15 protein-coding genes and 1 pseudogene are annotated in these 17528 nt (G+C 62.2%); 5 read left to right on the top strand and 11 right to left on the bottom strand.

The features are described 5' to 3' along the window. Positions 1 to 720 carry a lipopolysaccharide kinase InaA family protein gene (locus AC07OP_RS08460; RefSeq protein WP_495100497.1) on the top strand — a complete coding sequence of 240 codons (720 nt, stop codon included), beginning with the start codon at positions 1 to 3 and terminating at the stop codon, positions 718 to 720. Beyond that, positions 717 to 944: a hypothetical protein gene (locus AC07OP_RS08455; RefSeq protein WP_027605486.1), complete on the top strand. Its 228-nt coding sequence runs from the start codon at positions 717 to 719 to the stop codon at positions 942 to 944. Before AC07OP_RS08460 ends, AC07OP_RS08455 begins: the two co-directional genes overlap by 4 nt. 122 nt (positions 945 to 1066) lie before the next feature. Here AC07OP_RS08455 and AC07OP_RS08450 read toward each other — a convergent pair whose 3' ends face one another. The 3 genes from AC07OP_RS08450 to AC07OP_RS08440 are packed head-to-tail and all read right to left on the bottom strand — an operon-like array spanning position 1067 to position 4702. Beyond that, complete coding sequence (locus tag AC07OP_RS08450; protein WP_495100723.1) at positions 1067 to 2164, bottom strand: DUF1513 domain-containing protein; 1098 nt, start codon at positions 2162 to 2164, stop codon at positions 1067 to 1069. Between the two features lie 2 nt (positions 2165 to 2166). Beyond that, entirely contained in the window at positions 2167 to 3231 is a 1065-nt protein-coding gene (locus AC07OP_RS08445) for an imelysin family protein (RefSeq protein ID WP_065939200.1), read from the bottom strand. 31 nt (positions 3232 to 3262) lie between these two features. Continuing rightward, complete coding sequence (locus AC07OP_RS08440; protein ID WP_495100498.1) at positions 3263 to 4702, bottom strand: di-heme oxidoreductase family protein; 1440 nt, start codon at positions 4700 to 4702, stop codon at positions 3263 to 3265. A 140-nt stretch (positions 4703 to 4842) separates the two neighbouring features. On the opposite strand from AC07OP_RS08440, the gene AC07OP_RS08435 reads away from it, so the two are divergent. After that, positions 4843 to 5406, top strand: a complete 564-nt coding sequence (locus AC07OP_RS08435; protein ID WP_027605490.1) for an NAD(P)H nitroreductase — start codon at positions 4843 to 4845, stop codon at positions 5404 to 5406. A gap of 123 nt (positions 5407 to 5529) precedes the next feature. On the opposite strand, the gene AC07OP_RS08430 is transcribed toward AC07OP_RS08435, so the two are convergent. The 8 genes and pseudogenes from AC07OP_RS08430 to gap form a co-directional block, all read right to left on the bottom strand. After that, the gene (locus AC07OP_RS08430) at positions 5530 to 6285 is read right to left on the bottom strand and encodes a methyl-accepting chemotaxis protein (protein WP_371263365.1); all 756 of its coding nucleotides are present in this window, start codon (positions 6283 to 6285) and stop codon (positions 5530 to 5532) included. 102 nt (positions 6286 to 6387) lie between these two features. Then, positions 6388 to 7395 (bottom strand): annotated as a pseudogene (locus AC07OP_RS08425) (methyl-accepting chemotaxis protein); the annotation flags it as partial. Between the two features lie 412 nt (positions 7396 to 7807). Continuing rightward, a complete protein-coding gene (locus AC07OP_RS08420) occupies positions 7808 to 8209 on the bottom strand; it encodes a YbaN family protein (protein WP_495100499.1) in 402 nt (133 codons plus the stop codon). A 166-nt stretch (positions 8210 to 8375) separates the two neighbouring features. Then, positions 8376 to 8984: a biliverdin-producing heme oxygenase gene (locus AC07OP_RS08415; RefSeq protein WP_495100500.1), complete on the bottom strand. Its 609-nt coding sequence runs from the start codon at positions 8982 to 8984 to the stop codon at positions 8376 to 8378. A 136-nt stretch (positions 8985 to 9120) separates the two neighbouring features. Beyond that, the gene (locus tag AC07OP_RS08410) at positions 9121 to 11685 is read right to left on the bottom strand and encodes a TonB-dependent receptor (protein ID WP_495100501.1); all 2565 of its coding nucleotides are present in this window, start codon (positions 11683 to 11685) and stop codon (positions 9121 to 9123) included. A gap of 117 nt (positions 11686 to 11802) precedes the next feature. Next, a complete protein-coding gene (locus tag AC07OP_RS08405) occupies positions 11803 to 12771 on the bottom strand; it encodes a FecR family protein (protein WP_098478837.1) in 969 nt (322 codons plus the stop codon). Positions 12772 to 12845: 74 nt separating this feature from the next. Then, a complete protein-coding gene (locus tag AC07OP_RS08400) occupies positions 12846 to 13364 on the bottom strand; it encodes an RNA polymerase sigma factor (RefSeq protein ID WP_027605496.1) in 519 nt (172 codons plus the stop codon). Between the two features lie 130 nt (positions 13365 to 13494). Continuing rightward, on the bottom strand, positions 13495 to 14496 hold the full coding sequence (gene gap / locus AC07OP_RS08395; RefSeq protein WP_090400600.1) for a type I glyceraldehyde-3-phosphate dehydrogenase: 1002 nt from the start codon (positions 14494 to 14496) through the stop codon (positions 13495 to 13497). A 221-nt stretch (positions 14497 to 14717) separates the two neighbouring features. On the opposite strand from gap, the gene edd reads away from it, so the two are divergent. Together edd and AC07OP_RS08385 are read left to right on the top strand one after the other, a co-directional pair. Next, on the top strand, positions 14718 to 16544 hold the full coding sequence (edd, locus tag AC07OP_RS08390) for a phosphogluconate dehydratase (RefSeq protein ID WP_495100502.1): 1827 nt from the start codon (positions 14718 to 14720) through the stop codon (positions 16542 to 16544). Next, a complete protein-coding gene (locus AC07OP_RS08385) occupies positions 16541 to 17497 on the top strand; it encodes a glucokinase (protein WP_092488960.1) in 957 nt (318 codons plus the stop codon). Before edd ends, AC07OP_RS08385 begins: the two co-directional genes overlap by 4 nt. The last annotated feature ends 31 nt before the right edge of the window (positions 17498 to 17528 follow it).

Below are 17528 nucleotides of genomic sequence, written 5' to 3'. Positions count from 1 at the left end.
ATGGCAGTTGAGTGCGTAGCAGGCAGTCACGTAGCTCCCGAAGAACGCTTCGATTATTTCTGGCGTCAGCAAGGCGAGTGGGTCGAAGAGCCCAATCGCCGGCGTGGCGGTGAAAGTGGTGTACAGCGTGTACTCAGCGCCAATGGCCGTTTGCTCTACAGCAAGCGTCAGACGGGCCATATCTACCGCAGTTGGCTGCATCCGTTTGGACGCCCAACCGTATTGCGCGAGCGCGATGCCCTCAAGGGCCTGCGACTGCTGGATGTTCGCGTGCCCGAAATGGTCTTTTGTGAGGCGCGTCGTGACCCCGAGCACCGCTGGAAGGCACTGCTGGTGACCGCTGCCCTCGATGGCTTCGACGAAATTGAAAACTGGTACGCCGCCGGTGGTCGCGAACAGTATGGCGAGCAGGTGCACGAGCGCTTGCTCAAGGCGTTGGCCGCTACCCTGGCCCGCATGCACAAGGGACGCTGGCAGCACGGTTGCCTGTACATCAAGCATATTTTCGTGCGGGTGACGGGCGAAGGCGACTCGGTGCAGGTGGAAGTGGCACTGCTGGACTTCGAGAAATGCCGCCAGCGCTTGACCGCTTATCGGGCAGCCTCCCATGACATGTTGCAGCTGCGTCGCCATTCGTCGTGGAACAGCACCGACTGGGAAAAACTCAGCTACTTTTATGAAGCGGCGTTTGGCAGCGCTATCAAGGGTTTAACCAGATGAAGCTAGAAATAGCACGAGGTCTGTTCCTGGTCGGGGCGATGGGCATTGCCGCCCTGGCCCTGGCCGCATGGGAGCAACCTCGCACACAGGTACTCAGTGCGGTGCAAGGTGGCGGGCAATGCCTGTTGCCCCGCGTCGCCAAGGCGAGTGCGGCGGTCAAGCCTGATCATGAGTTGCTGTTGTTCATGTTTGGGATGTCTCAAGGGATGAGGCCGCAAAGTTGAAACGATTCAAACCCCCGAAGAAGGGCCTTGCGATGCGAGGCCCTTTTTTTTTGCCTTTCAAACCTTATCCGCAAGGCGTCTGCTACGGGGGCGCGATGTTGGCTAGACGGTATCTACGCAGCTCAGATCAGATGCAGGTGGTTATCCCAGAGCCCTGCCGGCAATTCCAACGGTTTGGCGACCAACTGTTTCTGGCGGCAATCGTAGTAGCGGCAACGGCCTTGGCCCGAGGTGACGACAAACCCGTCTGCCACTGCACCGACGCCTGCGCAGTCGGGCAGCGGTCCATCCAGGCGCAGCTCGGCAGTGTCCATGTCCCAGATAAAGAAGCGGTTGCCACGGGGTGCGGTCAACGCCACCAGGCGCAATTCGCTGTGTACGGCGACGCTGGCGGTGTAATGCCCCATGGCCTGCAACTGCTCATCGGCCACAGGGAACGCCACGAACGGCTGGCCCGGGCGCTTGATCGCCAGCAACTCGGAGCGCTCCTGGGACGGCCCCATGAACTGCTGGCCGGTGAGAAGGGTGCCATCGCTGGCGATGCCCATATGGCGCACGCTGTTCATCTGCTGGCCGAGGGTTTCCTTGCTGATCAGCGTGCCGTCACGGTGCATCAGCACCAGGCTCGGTTCCATGGCGTTGAGGTTCATCTCCACGCGGCTTTCGGCTTCGGTGCGAATGCCGCCGTTGGCCACCGCCAGGGTTTCGCCGTCGGGCATCCACGACACCTGGTGTGGACCGATGCCATGGGTGGAAATCTCGCCGCTGTGCACCAGGCGCTCGCCTTCGAACTTGTACACACCGAGCAGGCCACGGCCGGGGTCGGACGTGTCGTTCTCGGTGGCGTACAGCCAATCGCCGCTCTTGTGGATGACCGCATGGCCATAGAAGTGCCGGTTGGCGTTCGAGGTGATGGTTTGCAACAGTGCGCCATTACGCAGGTCGATCAGGTAACTCTCGGTGCCCGGGCGGCGGGCAACAAACAGTGCAATCGGCAGCGTCGGGTGGTTGATGATGTCGTGGCAGCGCTGGCCGACCTGGGTGGCGAACACCTGCTTGCCGTCCAGCTGAAAGCCCACGGCATAGTGCTTGCCGTCTGCATCATCGCGGGCCGACAGCAGCAGCGGGTGCTTGTCTTTCCCTTTGAACAGCGTCCAGCCACCCAACGTGAGTGCGCTGAGCAGCACGCTGCCGATCGCCAAAGCCTGTCGCCTGAGCATCATCAGTCACCGTCGTTGGCATTGAAGCCCAATTGGATCCCCAGCGCCTTGGCCAGCTCGCCTTCGTGCAGGCGGTGGACGACGTTGAGGCTGTCGTAGATGTCGTTGAGCTGCTGGCGCCCGGCGTCATCGTTCAACAGTTCGTTGAGGGTGCGCTGGTTGCTGGCGAACAGTTTCAGCGCGGCGGCATAGGCTGCGTCGATCTTGTCGGCCAGCGGCTTCTGATCCGCCGGCAGCAAACCACGCAGGCCCTTGTTGTCCACGCCGACCCACACGGTCTGGGCGGCGGCGAGGCTGGCTTCCAGGCTTTGCAGGGACGACTGGCTGCGCCATGCATCGGCCTGGAACGGCTGCGGGATGCCCTTGGTCTGGCGGCCCATGGGCGTGCCGAGTTTTTTCTTCAGGGTGTCCAGCGCGGTCACTTGTACGCGCAGCAGATCGGCGATGGCTTCGTGGGAATCAGCGTAGCGCTGGTTCGGAAACTTGCTCATCTGCGCGAGCATGCCGTCGGTGCTGTTCCAGCTGGCCAGGATCTCTTCGGCCAGGGCTTTCTGGCGCTCACCGATGGCCACCAGCAGCGGGCAGTAACGGGCTTTCTGCGCCTCGTCGGCGATGTCGGTCTTGGCGTCGTAGAGGATGTATTCGTAGGCCGACAGGCCCTGCACCACCACGCTGGACTTGGCCAGTGCGGTGCCGTCGATCTGCGGCTGGGCGGCGACCAGTTGCTCGACCTGGCGGCCCACCAGGTTCTTCTTGTCCGGCCAGAACTGCACCTGCCACGAGCGGTTGCCCTCGGCCAGCGGGCCGATCAGCAGCGGTTGCAACTCGGCCCAGGCTTTTTGCGCGTGGAGGAAGTCGGCGCGGGCAGTGTCCAGGCTTTCCTTGCCCTGGCAGTAGGCCAGGGCGCTGACGGCCAACTGGCGGTCGGCTTCGACCCAGCGGCTGTAGGTCGGCAGGATCACCTGCTTGGCGATCGCCGCCGAGGTCACGGCTTGCGGGTCTTGTGGCGAGCAGGCACCCAGGGCGAGGGCGGCCAGGCTGGTGAACAACAACTTGGGACGGAACATGTCGAGCTCCCTTCTGTAATTGGGGCGAAGCTTATAAAGAATTCAGGAACGCCAGCAACGCAGCGCGCTGCTCGGCATTGAAGGACAACACATGCTGCTGCGCCGCTTGTGCTTCGCCGCCGTGCCACAGCACGGCCTCGAGCAGGTTGCGGGCGCGGCCGTCATGCAGGAACTGGGTATGGCCACTGACGGTCTGCGTCAGGCCGATGCCCCACAACGGCGGCGTGCGCCAGTCGCGGCCACCGGCCTTGAATTCCGTGCGGTTGTCGGCCAGGCCTGGGCCCATGTCGTGCAACAGCAGGTCGCTGTAGGGGCGAATCACCTGGTTGGCCAACTCGGGTTCGGCGGCATTCGCAACGGTGGTGAACGTCGGTTTATGGCAACCCTGGCAACCGGCCTGGTAGAACAGGTTTTTCCCGGCCAGCACCTGCGGCGTGTCGACGTCGCGGCGCACGGGCACGGCCAGGTTGCGGGTGTAGAACAGCACCAGGCGCAGGATGTTATCGCTGACTTCCGGCTCGCCATCGGGGCCATTGCCGTTGGGTGCCTGTTTGCAGGCGACTTGGGCGTCGGTGCAGTCATCGAAGGGTCTCAGGGAGGTGGTGAGGCCCATATCACCAGAGAACGCGTGAACATTTTGTTGATTGAGGTTGGGTTGCCCGGCTTTCCAGCCAAAACGCCCGAGTACGGTTTTTTGCTCGGCGTCATCCCAGACCCGATTCGCGCGGCCGACGAGGGCGTCCTTGTCGGCGGTCTTCGGGTCGGTATTGCGCAGGATGTCCGCGTCGCTGATGGCTTCGAGCAGGCCCAGGCCGATCATCGGCGGGGCGATGCGTGCGGAGAAGCGTGTATCTGGATGCATCGGGCCATAGCCGAGCTGGGTGATTTGCAGGTCGGGCTTGCGCAGCTCGACGACGGTGCCGTCCTTGAAGGTGACGTTGACCGGCGTGTAGTCGACGCGCACCTTGCCTTCCGGCGGCACGCCGGGCACCGCCATGTCTTGCAGTTGCCCGCCGTAGACGGGCTCGGGTACCACCCCGACTTGCTCGATGAGCTTGGCGTAGGGCGGCTGGTCCTGGATAGACAGGGGAATCGACAGGCGCACCAGCATCGACACCGCATTGGCCGCGTCGGGCAGCGGCGGGTGGCCACGGCCGTCCTTGATATGGCAGTTCTGGCAGGCGTTGGTATTGAACAGCGGGCCCAGGCCATCGCGGGCGGTGGTGGTGGACGGCGCGATCACCCAGGGGCTGCGGAAGAAGCTGTTGCCCACGCTGAAATCCAGGCGGCGCGTGGGCGACAGGTTGGCCGAGGGCAGGGAAAACGCATTCTGGTCGCGCTTGTTCACCGTCGCCGCGCCGCCCGCTCGCGCTTCACCCGGCTCGGCCTTGGTGAAGCGTGGGGCGTCGTCGCAGGCGGCCAGGCTCAAGGCCATCAACGCTGCGCACAGGCGAAAAAGCGAACGAAACATCGAGTTTCCCGGACCAAGGCTGAAAATAAGGTCGCAAAGTCTAACAGGGCGGGGCGGATTGAATAAGAGCAATTATCGTTTGGTGGCATCCCGATTCATTCCCGCTAGAATGACCGCACATTTTTTTCTGGAGGTGGCCAATGCAGGCTCTCGACGCTTTGCTCAACCGTGTTTCCGTGCCGCGTTTGCTGGAACCGGCACCGACCCAGGAGCAGCGCGATGTGCTGTTCGCCGCAGCCATGCGTGCGCCCGACCACGGCCAACTGCGCCCTTGGCGTTTCCTCACCGTGGAAGGTGCCGCCCGTGAGCAGATGGGCACGCTGTTGGCCGAAGCCGCCCGTTTGCAGGACGCCGATGCTCCCCAGGCTGTCATCGACAAGGCCCAGAACGGCCCGCTGCGTGCACCGCTGGTGGTGGTGGTGATTGCCCGCCTGCAGGAGCACTTCAAGGTGCCCAAGTCTGAACAACTGTTGGCAGCCGCCTGCGCGGCCCACGGTATTCTGCTGGCGGCCTATGCCCAGGGGATTGGTGCGGTGTGGCGCACGGGTGAGTTGTCCTATTCGGCCCACGTGGCCAAAGGCCTGGGGCTGACGGCGGATGAGGAGGTGATTGGCTTCCTTTATTTGGGTACACCGCAGAACCCGCCGCGTACGGCACCGAAGGAAGATGTGGCGGCGTTTGTGCAGGCTTGGACGGGTCTCTAAGCAGTAGGCGGTCAAAATGTGGGAGGGGGCTTGCCCCGATGACTGAGTGTCAGTCTACTTATCTGTAGCTGACACACCGCTATCGGGGGCAAGCCCCCTCCCACATTTGACCGTTGGTGTTTCTTAAACCTTGAACTGATCCATGAGTTTCATCTGCTGGCTGGCCAACGCATTGAGCTGGCTGCTGATGGCCGCCGACTCGGTGGCCTGGCCAGTGAGGGTTTCGGTCACGGTGCGGATCGCCGAGACGTTGCGGTTGACCTCTTCGGCCACGGCGCTTTGCTGCTCGGCGGCGCTGGCGATTTGCAGGTTCATGTCGCTGATCACCGTTACGGCATCACTGATCTTGCCCAAGGCCTGCGCGGCTTGATGGATCTGCCCGGCGTTACTCTGGGCCTGGCTCTGGCTCGAGTGCATGGTTGCCACCACGCCACGGGTGCCGCTCTGGATGCGTTCGATCACCTGGCGGATTTCCTCCACCGAATCCTGGGTGCGCTTGGCCAGGTTGCGCACTTCGTCGGCCACTACCGCAAACCCTCGGCCGCTTTCCCCGGCGCGTGCGGCTTCGATCGCCGCGTTGAGCGCCAGCAGGTTGGTTTGCTCGGCAATGCTGCGGATCACCTCCAGGACTGAACCGATCTGTTCGCTGTTGACCGCCAGGGCTTCGACTTCGCCCACCGCCTTGCTGACTTCTTCGGCGAGGGTGGTGATGTCGCGGGTGCTCTGCTCGATGATCGACATGCCTTCACGGGCCGAGTGGTCGGCGCCGCGTGCCGCGCTGGCGGCATTGGAGGCGCTGTTGGCGACGTCATGGGCGGTGGCGCTCATTTCGTTGGACGCCGTGGCCACCTGGTCGATTTCGCGGAACTGCACCTGCATGCCTTCGCTGGTCTGGCGTGCGATGGCCGAGGACTGGTCAGCCGTGCCACGGGCTTCGGTGATGCTTTGCTTGATCTGCGCGATGGTCGGTTGCAGCTTGTCGAGGAAGCGGTTGAACCAGTTCACCAACTCGCCCAGTTCATCTTTCTTGGCATAGGCCAGGCGCTGGGTGAGATCGCCGTCGCCGCTGGCGATGTCCTTGAGCATGGCGGCGACGCTGTTGATCGGGCGGGTCACGCCGGTGGCGGTGAGCCAGATCAGCAGCAAGCCGAGCAGGCCGGCGGCGGCGCCGACCAGCAAGGCCTTGAGCGTGCCGCTGGCCTGGGCGTCGTCGAGTACCGCCTGCAGCTTGACGTTATCGGCCAGCATCACGCTTTTGGACAGTTTGATCACCACGCCCCATGGCTTGGCATCGGCGAGTGGCTTGACCGGGTACACGGCGCGAATAGTGTCGCCCTGTTCGCGGATCATGCGGTTGTCACTGGCCAGCAATTGCACGATTTCCTTGCCTTCGGCGCCAAGGGTGTCGATCAGGTTCTTGCCGACCTTGTCCGGTTCGCCGCTGTAGGCGGCAATCAGGCCGGTACTGGAAAGAATCTCCAGGTGCGCCGCGCCGTTGAACAGGTCTTTCTGTGCGGCGTCGGTGGTGGCTTGCAGGGCGGTGAGGGCAATGTCCACACCGATGACGCCGATGAGTTTGCCGTCGACGATCAGCGGCGAAGCAATGGTGGTCATCAGCACCTTTTTGCCGCCCACCGTATCTTCATACGGGTCCAGCAGGCAGGTAGCGCGGGTGTCCCGTGGGCAGGTGTACCAGATGTTGTAGGGCGTACCGTTGAGGGTGAGGGTGGTCTTGTTCAGGTCCTCTTCGACCATGACGGTGTTCAAGCCTTCGCCGCCGGCACGGCTCCAATAACTGGAGAAGCGCCCTTTTTCGTTGGAGGCGCGCGCTTTGTCATCGACGAATTCGCTGTCCTTGCCATCCAGGCTGTTGGGTTCGAACGACAGCCAGAAACCCAGCACCTTGCTGTTGCGATCGAACGTGGTTTTCAGGCTCTGGTTGATTTCTTCGCGCAGCGCGCCGGCGTCCAGGCCACGCTTGTTGGCCATGGTGCGCAGGTCCTTGACCTGGTCGGCCAGTGCGGTCAGCGCCAGCAGGCTGTCGCCGAAGGTTTTCTGCAGTTGCACTGCCTGTTCGGCGGCCCTGGCTTGCAGCAGTTGTTCCACGCCGTCGGTAAGCATGCGCGAGCTTGAGTCGCTGACCAACTGATCGTTCTGGTTGGTGTTGTAGATGTTGATGCCGACCACCAGCGCAATCACCCCCAACAGGCAGAGCCCGGACAGCAGCACGATTTTCAAGCGGATAGAGAGGGTGTCGAACATAGGTTCACTCACGAATGGGCATGTTGGAGGGCTCGCAGTGCAGGCCAAGTCCATTCAGCGCTATGTCTGAAACATCGGCGTAACAAATTAATTCATGAGAGGCAGGCGATGAGCGGTAGGAGAACGGCTACAGCCGGCGTCACACGGGCTGTGCGAGCCGTTCCGGGCGTGACCAGATCCACAGGTTGCCCAGGCTCATCCCGGCAATCGCCAGGTAGATCGGCCAGCCGTGGTCGAGCATCACCAGCATCAGGATGGCGCACAGCAGCATGCTCACGGTGGCACTGACTTTGGCCCGGCGCGCGATGATCCTGCCGTTGCGCCAGTTGAACAGGATCGGTCCGAACAGGCGGTGGTTTTCCAGCCAGGCACTGAGGCGCGGTGAGCTTTTGGTCGCGGCCCAGGCGGCCAGGAGGATGAACTCGGTGGTGGGCAAACCCGGCACCACAATCGCCACCAGCCCGATGCCCAGGCTGACGTAGGCCAGCAGGCCGAAGAGGAGCTGTGCGATTTTCGAGGTGGATTGGGGTTTGCCGGTCATGGTGTGTGCAAAGTAGGGGATAACAAAAGAGTCGGCATTGAAATGCGGTTTAAATGTGGGAGGGGGCTTGCTCCCGATAGCGGTGCATCAGCCAACAAATAGGTACCTGACCCTCCGCCATCGGGGGCAAGCCCCCCACAGTTGATTGCATTTCAATGTGGGGGGATCAGGCCAGTTCAGGGGCGCTAGCGTACGCCTGTTCCAGCAACACGGTGAAGCGCACAAATGCATCCACCGCGCCTTTTTCCGCTGCGGCTTCTTCTTCGGCGCTCAACTCCAAGGCGTCGAGAGTGCGAGTGAAGCTTTTCCAGCCTTCGGCGCGACCACCGGCCGGCTCACCCAGGTGGCGGGCACCGAAGGTTTCGCTCAGGCCCAGGCCTACGGCGCGCTTGATCAGGAATGCAGCGCCCAGCTTGGAACCTTCGGACACGAACAACCAGCCCAGGGCCTCGGCCTTGCTCGGGTTTTTCAGCGCGCCGGGGAACGGTGCTGGCACTTCGGTATCCAGGTCAGCCAGGTCCAGCCTGGCGGCTTCGGCGCGGCAGCGTTCGGCCAGGTCAGGCACGATCTTGATCAGTTCGGCATCGTTGTACAGGGCCACCAGTTCCGACTGGAACAGGTACTGCGCCACTACGAAACGCGCGAAGTTGGCCTGGGTTTCAAACGGCGCGTGGGCCTTCACCAACGCGTCCAGCTTGGTGTGTGGCTCGTGGGTAATCTGGTTCAGGCGCTGGGAGCGCAGGCTTGGGCGTTCTGCGGTAGAAGAAGCGGTCATGAAAAAGTCCTTGAGAAGGGGGAGCGCCTTATGGCCCTTAAAGAGAGCTGTTATCAACTAGACGAACAAGAAGACGCGGCACAGTAAAAAATCCTCACCTCGCCGCTGAAATTTCGACGAGGTGAGTCGGGTGTCGTCAGATGTCCCAGATCAGGTTGATCGCAACGTTGCGGCCCGGCTGGGTCAGGCGGTCAAGGTTGGCCGGTCCGGTCACCGCGGCTTCGCCGACACTGTCGTAGCTGCGTACGTCATCCCAGTTCCAGTATTTCTTGTCGGTGAGGTTGTAGAGGCCGCCGTTGATGGTCACGTCCTGGGTGACTTTGTAGAAGGCAGTCAGGTCGACAACACCGAAGCCCGGAGTCTTGAAGGGCCCGCTGGTGTCGCCGTCCGGCGCGTGGAAGGTACTGCTGTCGACGCGATCCTGTTTTTTCACCAGGGTCCAGCTCAACAGACCACCGTAGTTGTCCTGATCGTAGCCCAGGCCAAACACGCCCTTGAGCGGGTTGACGCTGTTCAGCGGCTCGCCGTTATCGTCGTTACGACCGTAGGCATAGGAAACCGAACCCTGGGTGTAGAGGCCTTGCGGGGCGCCGAATGCATCCAGGTTCAGGCGCCCTTTGGCTTCGGCCCCCTTGATGGTGGCGCGCTTGATATTGATGGCCTGGAACTGTTCGACCGTGCCGCCGACGACGGCGTTGTCCTCATCGATAAAGTCGCGGTACTTGTTGTAAAACACGGCGATTTCAAAGGATCCCTCGTCAAACTTGCCGCGAATCCCGGTTTCGATGCCCTTGCTGGTTTCTGGCTTGAGGTCGGGGTTCGGCTCGACGGTGTAGCCCAGGTTGAGGTTTTCAAAGCGGCCGTACAACGCCTTGGCGGAGGGCGTACGGAAACCTTCGGCATATTGGCCGAACCAGGTGTATTGATCCGTCAGGGCGTAAGTCAGGCCGAACTTGGGCGTCACACGGTGCCAGGTTTTTTCCTTGTCGCTCACCGGGTCCGTACCCGTCGGGTTGACGGTGTTGAGGAACTCCTGGGTCAGCTTGGGTTTGAGCTGGGTGTAGTCGTAGCGCACGGCGGGCAAAAAGGTCCATTTGTCCCAGCTGATCTGATCCTGTGCGAACAGCGAATACGTGTTGATGGTCGGGTCGGGGAAGTCGCTGGACTTTTTCACACTGTCGGAGGCCATCGGGCTGGGGGCGCCGATGGCGGTGCAGCCACTGCCGACGGCCACACAGGTCGCGCCGCCCTCGCGCGAGCCGGTGACTTTCTGCTGCTTGAGGGTAGTGCCGTAGGTCACTTGGTGATCGGTTTCACCGAGGCTGAACGCTTTGTCCAACTGCGCATCGAAAATCCACTGTTTTTCCTGGTACAGCGTGTCGCGGGTGCGCAAGACACGCCGGCCTGACTGATAGATCTCGGCAGTGGTCTGGTCGGTCTTGGCGATCTGGTAGTTGAGGCTGGTCTTGATCCGGTCGGCAATCGGCGACTCAAGGGCGAAGCTGTTTTCCAGGCCGAAACGTTCGCGGGTAATGGTGTCGTTACCACGGCGATCACGGTAGAGGTTGAAGCCTCGGCCGCCGATGAACGGGCCGCCCACCGCGTTCTTCAGGTTGACGTCGCGATCATCCTTGTACTTCTCATAGGTCAGGCCCAGGCGGTTGTCATCGCCATAGTTCCAGCCGAGCTTGGCCAGGATGTTGGTGGTGCGCGCGTCCTCGGGGTTGGCGCCGGTACGGGCCAGGCCGGTGGCGTTGTTGCCGTCGTAGGATTCGGTCTCATGGCCATTGCGCTGGCTCAGGTGCAGCAAGCCATCGAAGTCCTGCGCGCGGCCGGCGACGGTGCCGGAGGTCAGCCAGCTTTCGTCGGCGGAGCTGTAGCCGGTCTTCAGGCGTGCGCCGACATCCTGGCCGGGCTTGATGATGTCGTCCGGGTCGAGGGTGAAGTAACTCACGGCGCCGCCGATGGCGCTGCTGCCGTAGAGGGCCGAGGCCGGGCCGCGCAGGATCTCGACGCGCTTGACGATTTCCGGGTCGACGTAGTTGCGGCGGGTCTTGGCGTAGGGGCCGTTGAAGAAGTTGTCGGGCACTTCCACACCGTCCACCTGGGTAAGGATGCGGTCGCCGTCGATCCCGCGGATGTTGAACCCGGCATTGCCGGCGCGGGTGCCTGCGCCGCCGACCGAGACGCCGGGCTCGTAGCGCACCAGCTCACGGATGTTGTTGACGTTCTGGCGGTCCAGTTCTTCGCGATCATGCACGCTGACGGTGCTCGGTACGCTGTTCACATCCTGCGCGTTACGGGTGGCGCTGATGGTCACCTGTTGCAGGTTGAGGGTGCTGCCCGCCGTGCGCTTTTCCAGGACGATGTTGTTGTTGCCCAGCTTGCGGTAGCTCAGGTTGGTCCCCACCAACAGCCGGTCCAGGGCTTTCTCCGGCGACAGGGCGCCGCGCACCCCAGGGGACGACACACCCTGGCCCAGCTCGGCGGGCAGGCCGACTTGCCAGCCGGTCACGCTGGTAAAAGCGTTCAGCGCCGAAACCAGTGGCTGTTGCTCGATGCTGAAGCTGTAGTTGCCGTGGCTGCGGGCGGCGGGTTCGGCGGCAGTGGCGGCCATCACTGGCGAACCGGCCAGCAGGATGGCGGCGGTCAGCAAGGACAGCACGGGGGAGGAGGACCGGCGGTTGAAACGAGAGGACATCGAGAGCGCTCCGGAAGGTACGAATCTTATAGTTGCGAACCGAACCAAATAGGAATCAGTTGCATTGGCTAAGACGAGACGTACCGCCGAAGGCTATCGAGTAAAAATAATTCTCATTTAGTTCAAAATCACCAGCGCGGGGTATTCCGACAACTTCGCTGAGGTGATGTGGGCCAGGGAGCGCACCACATCCAGGGGTTGGTCGAGGCGGTAGTTGCCGGTGACGGCGACGCTGGCGAGCTTGTCGTTGGTGTTGACGATCCAGCCGGGGTAGTAACGACGCAGCTCGGCGAGCACTTCGCTCATCGGGCAGTTTTCGAAAATCAGCCGGCCTTGCACCCAGGCCAGGTCCTTGCTGGCATCCAGCCGGGCCGGTTGGCCAAAGCCCTTGGGCCCGATGCGGATGCTTTCGCCGGCACTCAGGCGCACGCGGGCATCGTCGAAGGTGTTGCTCAGGTCGACATCGCCGCGCTGCACCTGCACCTGGGCTTCGCCGTTGAGGTAGCGCACGGCGAAGGCGGTATCACGCACGCTGGCGCGCACGGGGCCGGCGTCGATTTCCAGGGGCAGGCCATGGCCGGGCATGATTTCGAAAAAGGCTTCGCCCTGGTACAGGCGAACGATCCGCTGGTGGTCCTTGATGCTGCTGGAAAACGCCGAATTGGTGTTCAGCAACACTTTCGAGCCATCGTCCAATTGCAGGCGCTGGCGTTCGCCCACCACCGTGAGATGGTCGGCTTGCAGGCGTACCGGCAGGTTGCTGAAGCTGAACAGGCCGATCAACAGCACGGCGGCGGTGGCCAGCGGTTTCCAGTGCGGCTTGATCCGGCGCCAGCCCCTGGGCTTGCGCGGCGCGGCCAGGGCGACGGCGGCGCTGTGCACCGGCGCGCCACCCCAGGCGGCCTGGGCCTTGCCGAAGGCGTGGACGTGGGCCGGGTCTTGGGCCAGCCAGGCTTCAAACTCGGCCTGCTGCCCGGGCGCAGGGCACTGCAAGGCGATCAGCCAGTCGAGGGCCTGGTCCATAGCCGTGTCTTGCAACACCTCATGAGCCAGCTCATGGGGGCGCAGTTTATTCGGGTCCGTCACGGTGTTCCTCGGGTCTTCGCCACGTTCTATTCATCTTTCCTACAGCTTGGGTCGACAATTCTGTCGGCTGAAGCTTAAGGCCGATCCAGTCTTTCGGCCACACCTACACAAATGGCCATGATCAATTTCAGTTCCTTTTGCACGGTGCTCAAGGACACGTCCAACTGATCGGCGATCTCCTGGTAGCTGCAGCCGTGCAAGCGGCTGAGGATGAAAATCTGCTGCTGGCGCGCGCTCAACTGGCCGAGGCTGATGCTCAGGTGTTCAAGCAATTGCTCGGCCTGGGTTGCGTCTTCGGGGGTGCTGATGGGGGCGGCGACGCTTTGCAGGATCTCCAGCGGTACATCTTCCTGCAGGGTGCGCGCTTGAATCCTGCGTGAACGCAAGTGATCCAGCGCCAGGTTACGCGCGGTCTGGTAGACGAAGGGTTCGAGGTGATCGATCGGCCGCTCGCTGAGGGCCCGGGTGACGCGCAGGTAGGTTTCCTGCAACAGGTCCTCGGCGGTGCTGTGGTTATTCACCATCCGCTGCAAGGTGCGTAGCAGAATCACCCGTTGGGTGAGAAAGACTTGGTTGAAGCGAGATTGGCTCACAGTGATACCAGACCGATTTGCAGTTAATGATAATGCTTATCATCAACTGAAATGGCAAGTGGCTATTTCTCTGTGTCTACATAGAACAAATGTGGGAGGGGGCTTGTACTGCCCCTCCCACAGGACCGCATTACTCGGCGTTGCACAACGCCAGGCAGTTATCCAGCATGCGGTTCGAGAAGCCCCACTCGTTGTCATACCAGGCCAGCACTTTCAGCAACTTGCCGCTGACCTTGGTGTGGTTGGCGTCGAAGATCGACGACAGCGGGTTATGGTTGAAGTCACTGGAGACCAGCGGCAGGGTGTTATAGCCGAGGATCTTCGAGTGTTGGCTGGCTTCCTTGAGCAGTGCGTTGACTTCGTCGGCTGTGGCTTCTTTCTTCAACTGCACGGTGAGGTCCACCAGCGACACGTTGATCACCGGTACACGCACGGCCATGCCGGTCAGCTTGCCTGCCAGTTCCGGCAGCACCAGGCCCACCGCTTCGGCAGCGCCGGTCTTGCTTGGGATCATGTTCTGGGTGGCCGAACGCGCGCGGTACGGGTCGGTGTGGTAAACGTCGGTCAGGTTCTGGTCGTTGGTATAGGCATGAATCGTGGTCATCAAGCCGCTTTCGATACCCAATTCGCGGTGCAGCACCTGGGCGACCGGCGCCAGGCAGTTGGTGGTGCACGACGCGTTGGAGATGATCTGGTGGGATTGACGCAGGATGTCGTGGTTCACGCCGTAGACCACGGTCGCGTCCGCGCCTTTGGCCGGGGCGGAGATGATCACCTTGCGTGCGCCGGCGGTAATATGGGCGGCAGCCTTGTCACGGTCGGTGAACAGGCCGGTGCATTCGAACACCACGTCGACCTTGTGCGCCGCCCACGGCAGGTCGGCCGGGTTGCGAATGGCACTGACGGCAATCCGGTCACCATTGACGGTCAGGCTTTCCTGATCGTGGGCGACCTCTGCATCGAAAGTGCCGTGCACGGTGTCGTATTTGAGCAGGTGGGCGTTGATCGAGCTGTCGCCCAAATCATTGATGGCGACGATCTGCAAATCCTGGCGATAGCCTTGGGTATACAGTGCGCGCAGGACATTACGGCCGATACGGCCAAAACCATTGATTGCGATACGAAGAGTCATTGGAAAGTGCCTGTCGTCGATTTGTTGTAAGAATTACAAGATTATTCGCATAAAAATAGAAAACAAGCCTTTTTAGTGGCAATATTTTGTTCAATCTACAACGAGTGACCTGAATCAACTGGTCCGATGATCCAAACGACTCTATGCCATCCCATGAGCTGCGGGCGTTTGATCAGCATAGACACTCAGGTCGCCACATCCGTTAGCCTGGAGTTCTACACATGCATCCCCGCGTCCTTGAGGTCACCGAACGGCTTATCGCCCGCAGCCGCGCCACTCGTGAGGCTTACCTTGCGCTCATTCGCGGCGCAGCCAGCGACGGTCCGATGCGCGGCAAGCTGCAATGCGCCAACTTCGCCCATGGCGTGGCCGGTTGCGGCACCGAAGATAAAAATAGCCTGCGCATGATGAACGCCGCCAACGTGGCAATTGTTTCGTCATATAACGACATGCTCTCGGCGCACCAGCCGTACGAACATTTCCCGGAACAAATAAAGAAAGCCCTACGCGAAGTCGGCTCGGTCGGCCAGTTCGCCGGCGGCACCCCGGCCATGTGCGACGGCGTGACCCAGGGCGAGCCCGGCATGGAACTGAGCCTGCTCAGCCGTGAAGTCATCGCCATGTCCACGGCGGTAGCGCTGTCCCACAACATGTTCGACGCCGCGCTGATGCTGGGCATCTGCGACAAGATCGTGCCCGGCCTGATGATGGGCGCGCTGCGCTACGGCCACCTGCCGATGATCTTCGTACCGGGCGGGCCGATGCCGTCGGGCATCTCCAACAAGCAGAAGGCCGATGTGCGCCAGCGCTACGCCGAAGGCAAGGCCACTCGCGAAGAGCTGTTGGAATCGGAGATGAAGTCCTACCACAGCCCCGGCACCTGCACCTTCTACGGCACCGCCAACACCAATCAACTGCTGATGGAAGTGATGGGCCTGCATTTGCCGGGTGCCTCGTTCGTCAACCCGTACACGCCGCTGCGTGACGCCCTGACCCGCGAAGCCGCGCACCAGGTCACGCGCCTGACCAAGGCCAACGGCAACTTCACGCCGATCGGCGAGATCGTCGATGAGAAATCCATCGTCAACGCCATCGTTGCGCTCAACGCGACGGGCGGTTCTACCAACCACACCCTGCACATGCCGGCCATCGCCATGTCGGCGGGCATCATCCTCACCTGGGACGACATGGCCGACCTCTCCGAGGTGGTGCCGACCCTGTCCCACGTGTATCCAAACGGCAAGGCCGACATCAACCACTTCCAGGCAGCGGGCGGCATGTCGTTCCTGATCCGCGAGCTGCTTGAAGCCGGCCTGCTTCACGACGACGTCAACACCGTGGCCGGCAAGGGCCTCAGCCGTTATATCCAGGAACCATTCCTGGTCGACGGCGAGCTGGTGTGGCGCGACGGCCCGATCGAAAGCCTCGACGAAACCATCCTGCGCCCGGTGGCGCGCGCGTTCTCGCCGGAAGGCGGCCTGCGTGTGATGGAAGGCAACCTCGGCCGCGGTGTCATGAAAGTCTCTGCCGTAGCCCCTGAGCACCAGGTCGTCGAAGCGCCGGCGGTGGTGTTCCAGGACCAGCAGGACCTGGCCGATGCGTTCAAGGCCGGCCAGCTGGAAAAGGATTTTGTCGCCGTGATGCGCTTCCAGGGCCCGCGCTCCAACGGCATGCCGGAACTGCACAAGATGACGCCGTTCCTCGGCGTGCTGCAGGACCGTGGTTTCAAGGTGGCGCTGGTGACAGACGGGCGTATGTCCGGCGCGTCGGGTAAGATCCCCGCCGCGATTCACGTCAACCCCGAAGCCCAGAGCGGCGGGCCACTGGCACGGGTCAAAGATGGCGATATCATTCGCGTGGATGGCGTGAAGGGCACCTTGGAGCTTAAGGTGGACGCCGAAGAATTTGCAGCGCGCACGCCTGCCACGGGCCTGTTGGGCAATAACGTGGGGGCCGGTCGCGAGCTGTTTGCATTTATGCGCTTGGCCGCAAGCTCCGCAGAGCAGGGCGCCAGCGCCTTTACCTGTGCCTTGGAGACGCTTAAGTGAAGCTAGCGCTGGTCGGTGACATCGGGGGTACCAACGCCCGTTTTGCGTTGTGGCGAGATCAGGCACTGCATTCGATCCGGGTGCATGCCACGGCTGATCACCAAAGCCCTGAGGACGCGATCAAGGTCTACCTCAAGGAAGAAGGCCTGCAAATCGGCGACATCGGTGCGGTGTGCCTGTCGGTCGCCGGGCCGGTGAGCGGGGATGAATTCAAATTCACCAACAATCACTGGCGCTTGAGCAAGACTGCGTTTTGCCAGGCCTTGCAGGTGGATGAGCTGCTGCTGGTCAATGACTTCTCGGCCATGGCCCTGGGCATGACTCGCCTTAAACCCGACGAATTCCGCGTGGTCTGCGAAGGCACGCCGGAACCGTTGCGCCCGGCGGTGGTGATCGGTCCGGGCACCGGCCTGGGCGTCGGTACCCTGCTGGACCTCGGTGCTGGTCGTTACGCGGCGTTACCGGGGGAGGGCGGCCACGTCGACCTGCCCCTGAGCAGCCCACGGGAAACCCAGCTGTGGCAGCATATCTACACCGAGATCGGTCACGTCAGCGCCGAAACCGCCTTGAGCGGTGGCGGTCTGCCGCGTCTGTACCGGGCGATTTGCGCGGTCGATGGCCACACCCCGGTGCTCGACACCCCCGAAGCCATCACGGCAGCGGGCCTGGCGGGCGACCCGGTGGCCATGGAAGTGTTGGATCAATTCAGCATCTGGCTGGGCCGGGTAGCCGGCAACAATGTGCTGACCACCGGTGGGCGCGGTGGTGTGTATATCGTAGGTGGGGTGATTCCGCGGTTTGCCGATTTCTTCATCCACAGCGGTTTTGCCAGGAGCTTCAGTGACAAAGGCTGCATGAGCGACTACTTCAAGGGCATCCCGGTGTGGCTGGTGACCGCGCCGTATTCCGGCTTGACCGGGGCGGGCGTCGCATTGGAGCAGGCGTTTGCCTGACCCGCACCCCCTATAACAACAAGGAGGACCC

The organism is Pseudomonas sp. GW821-FHT09D08, from assembly GCF_059416305.1.
This window is presented reverse-complemented; position numbering and strand designations above follow the sequence as displayed.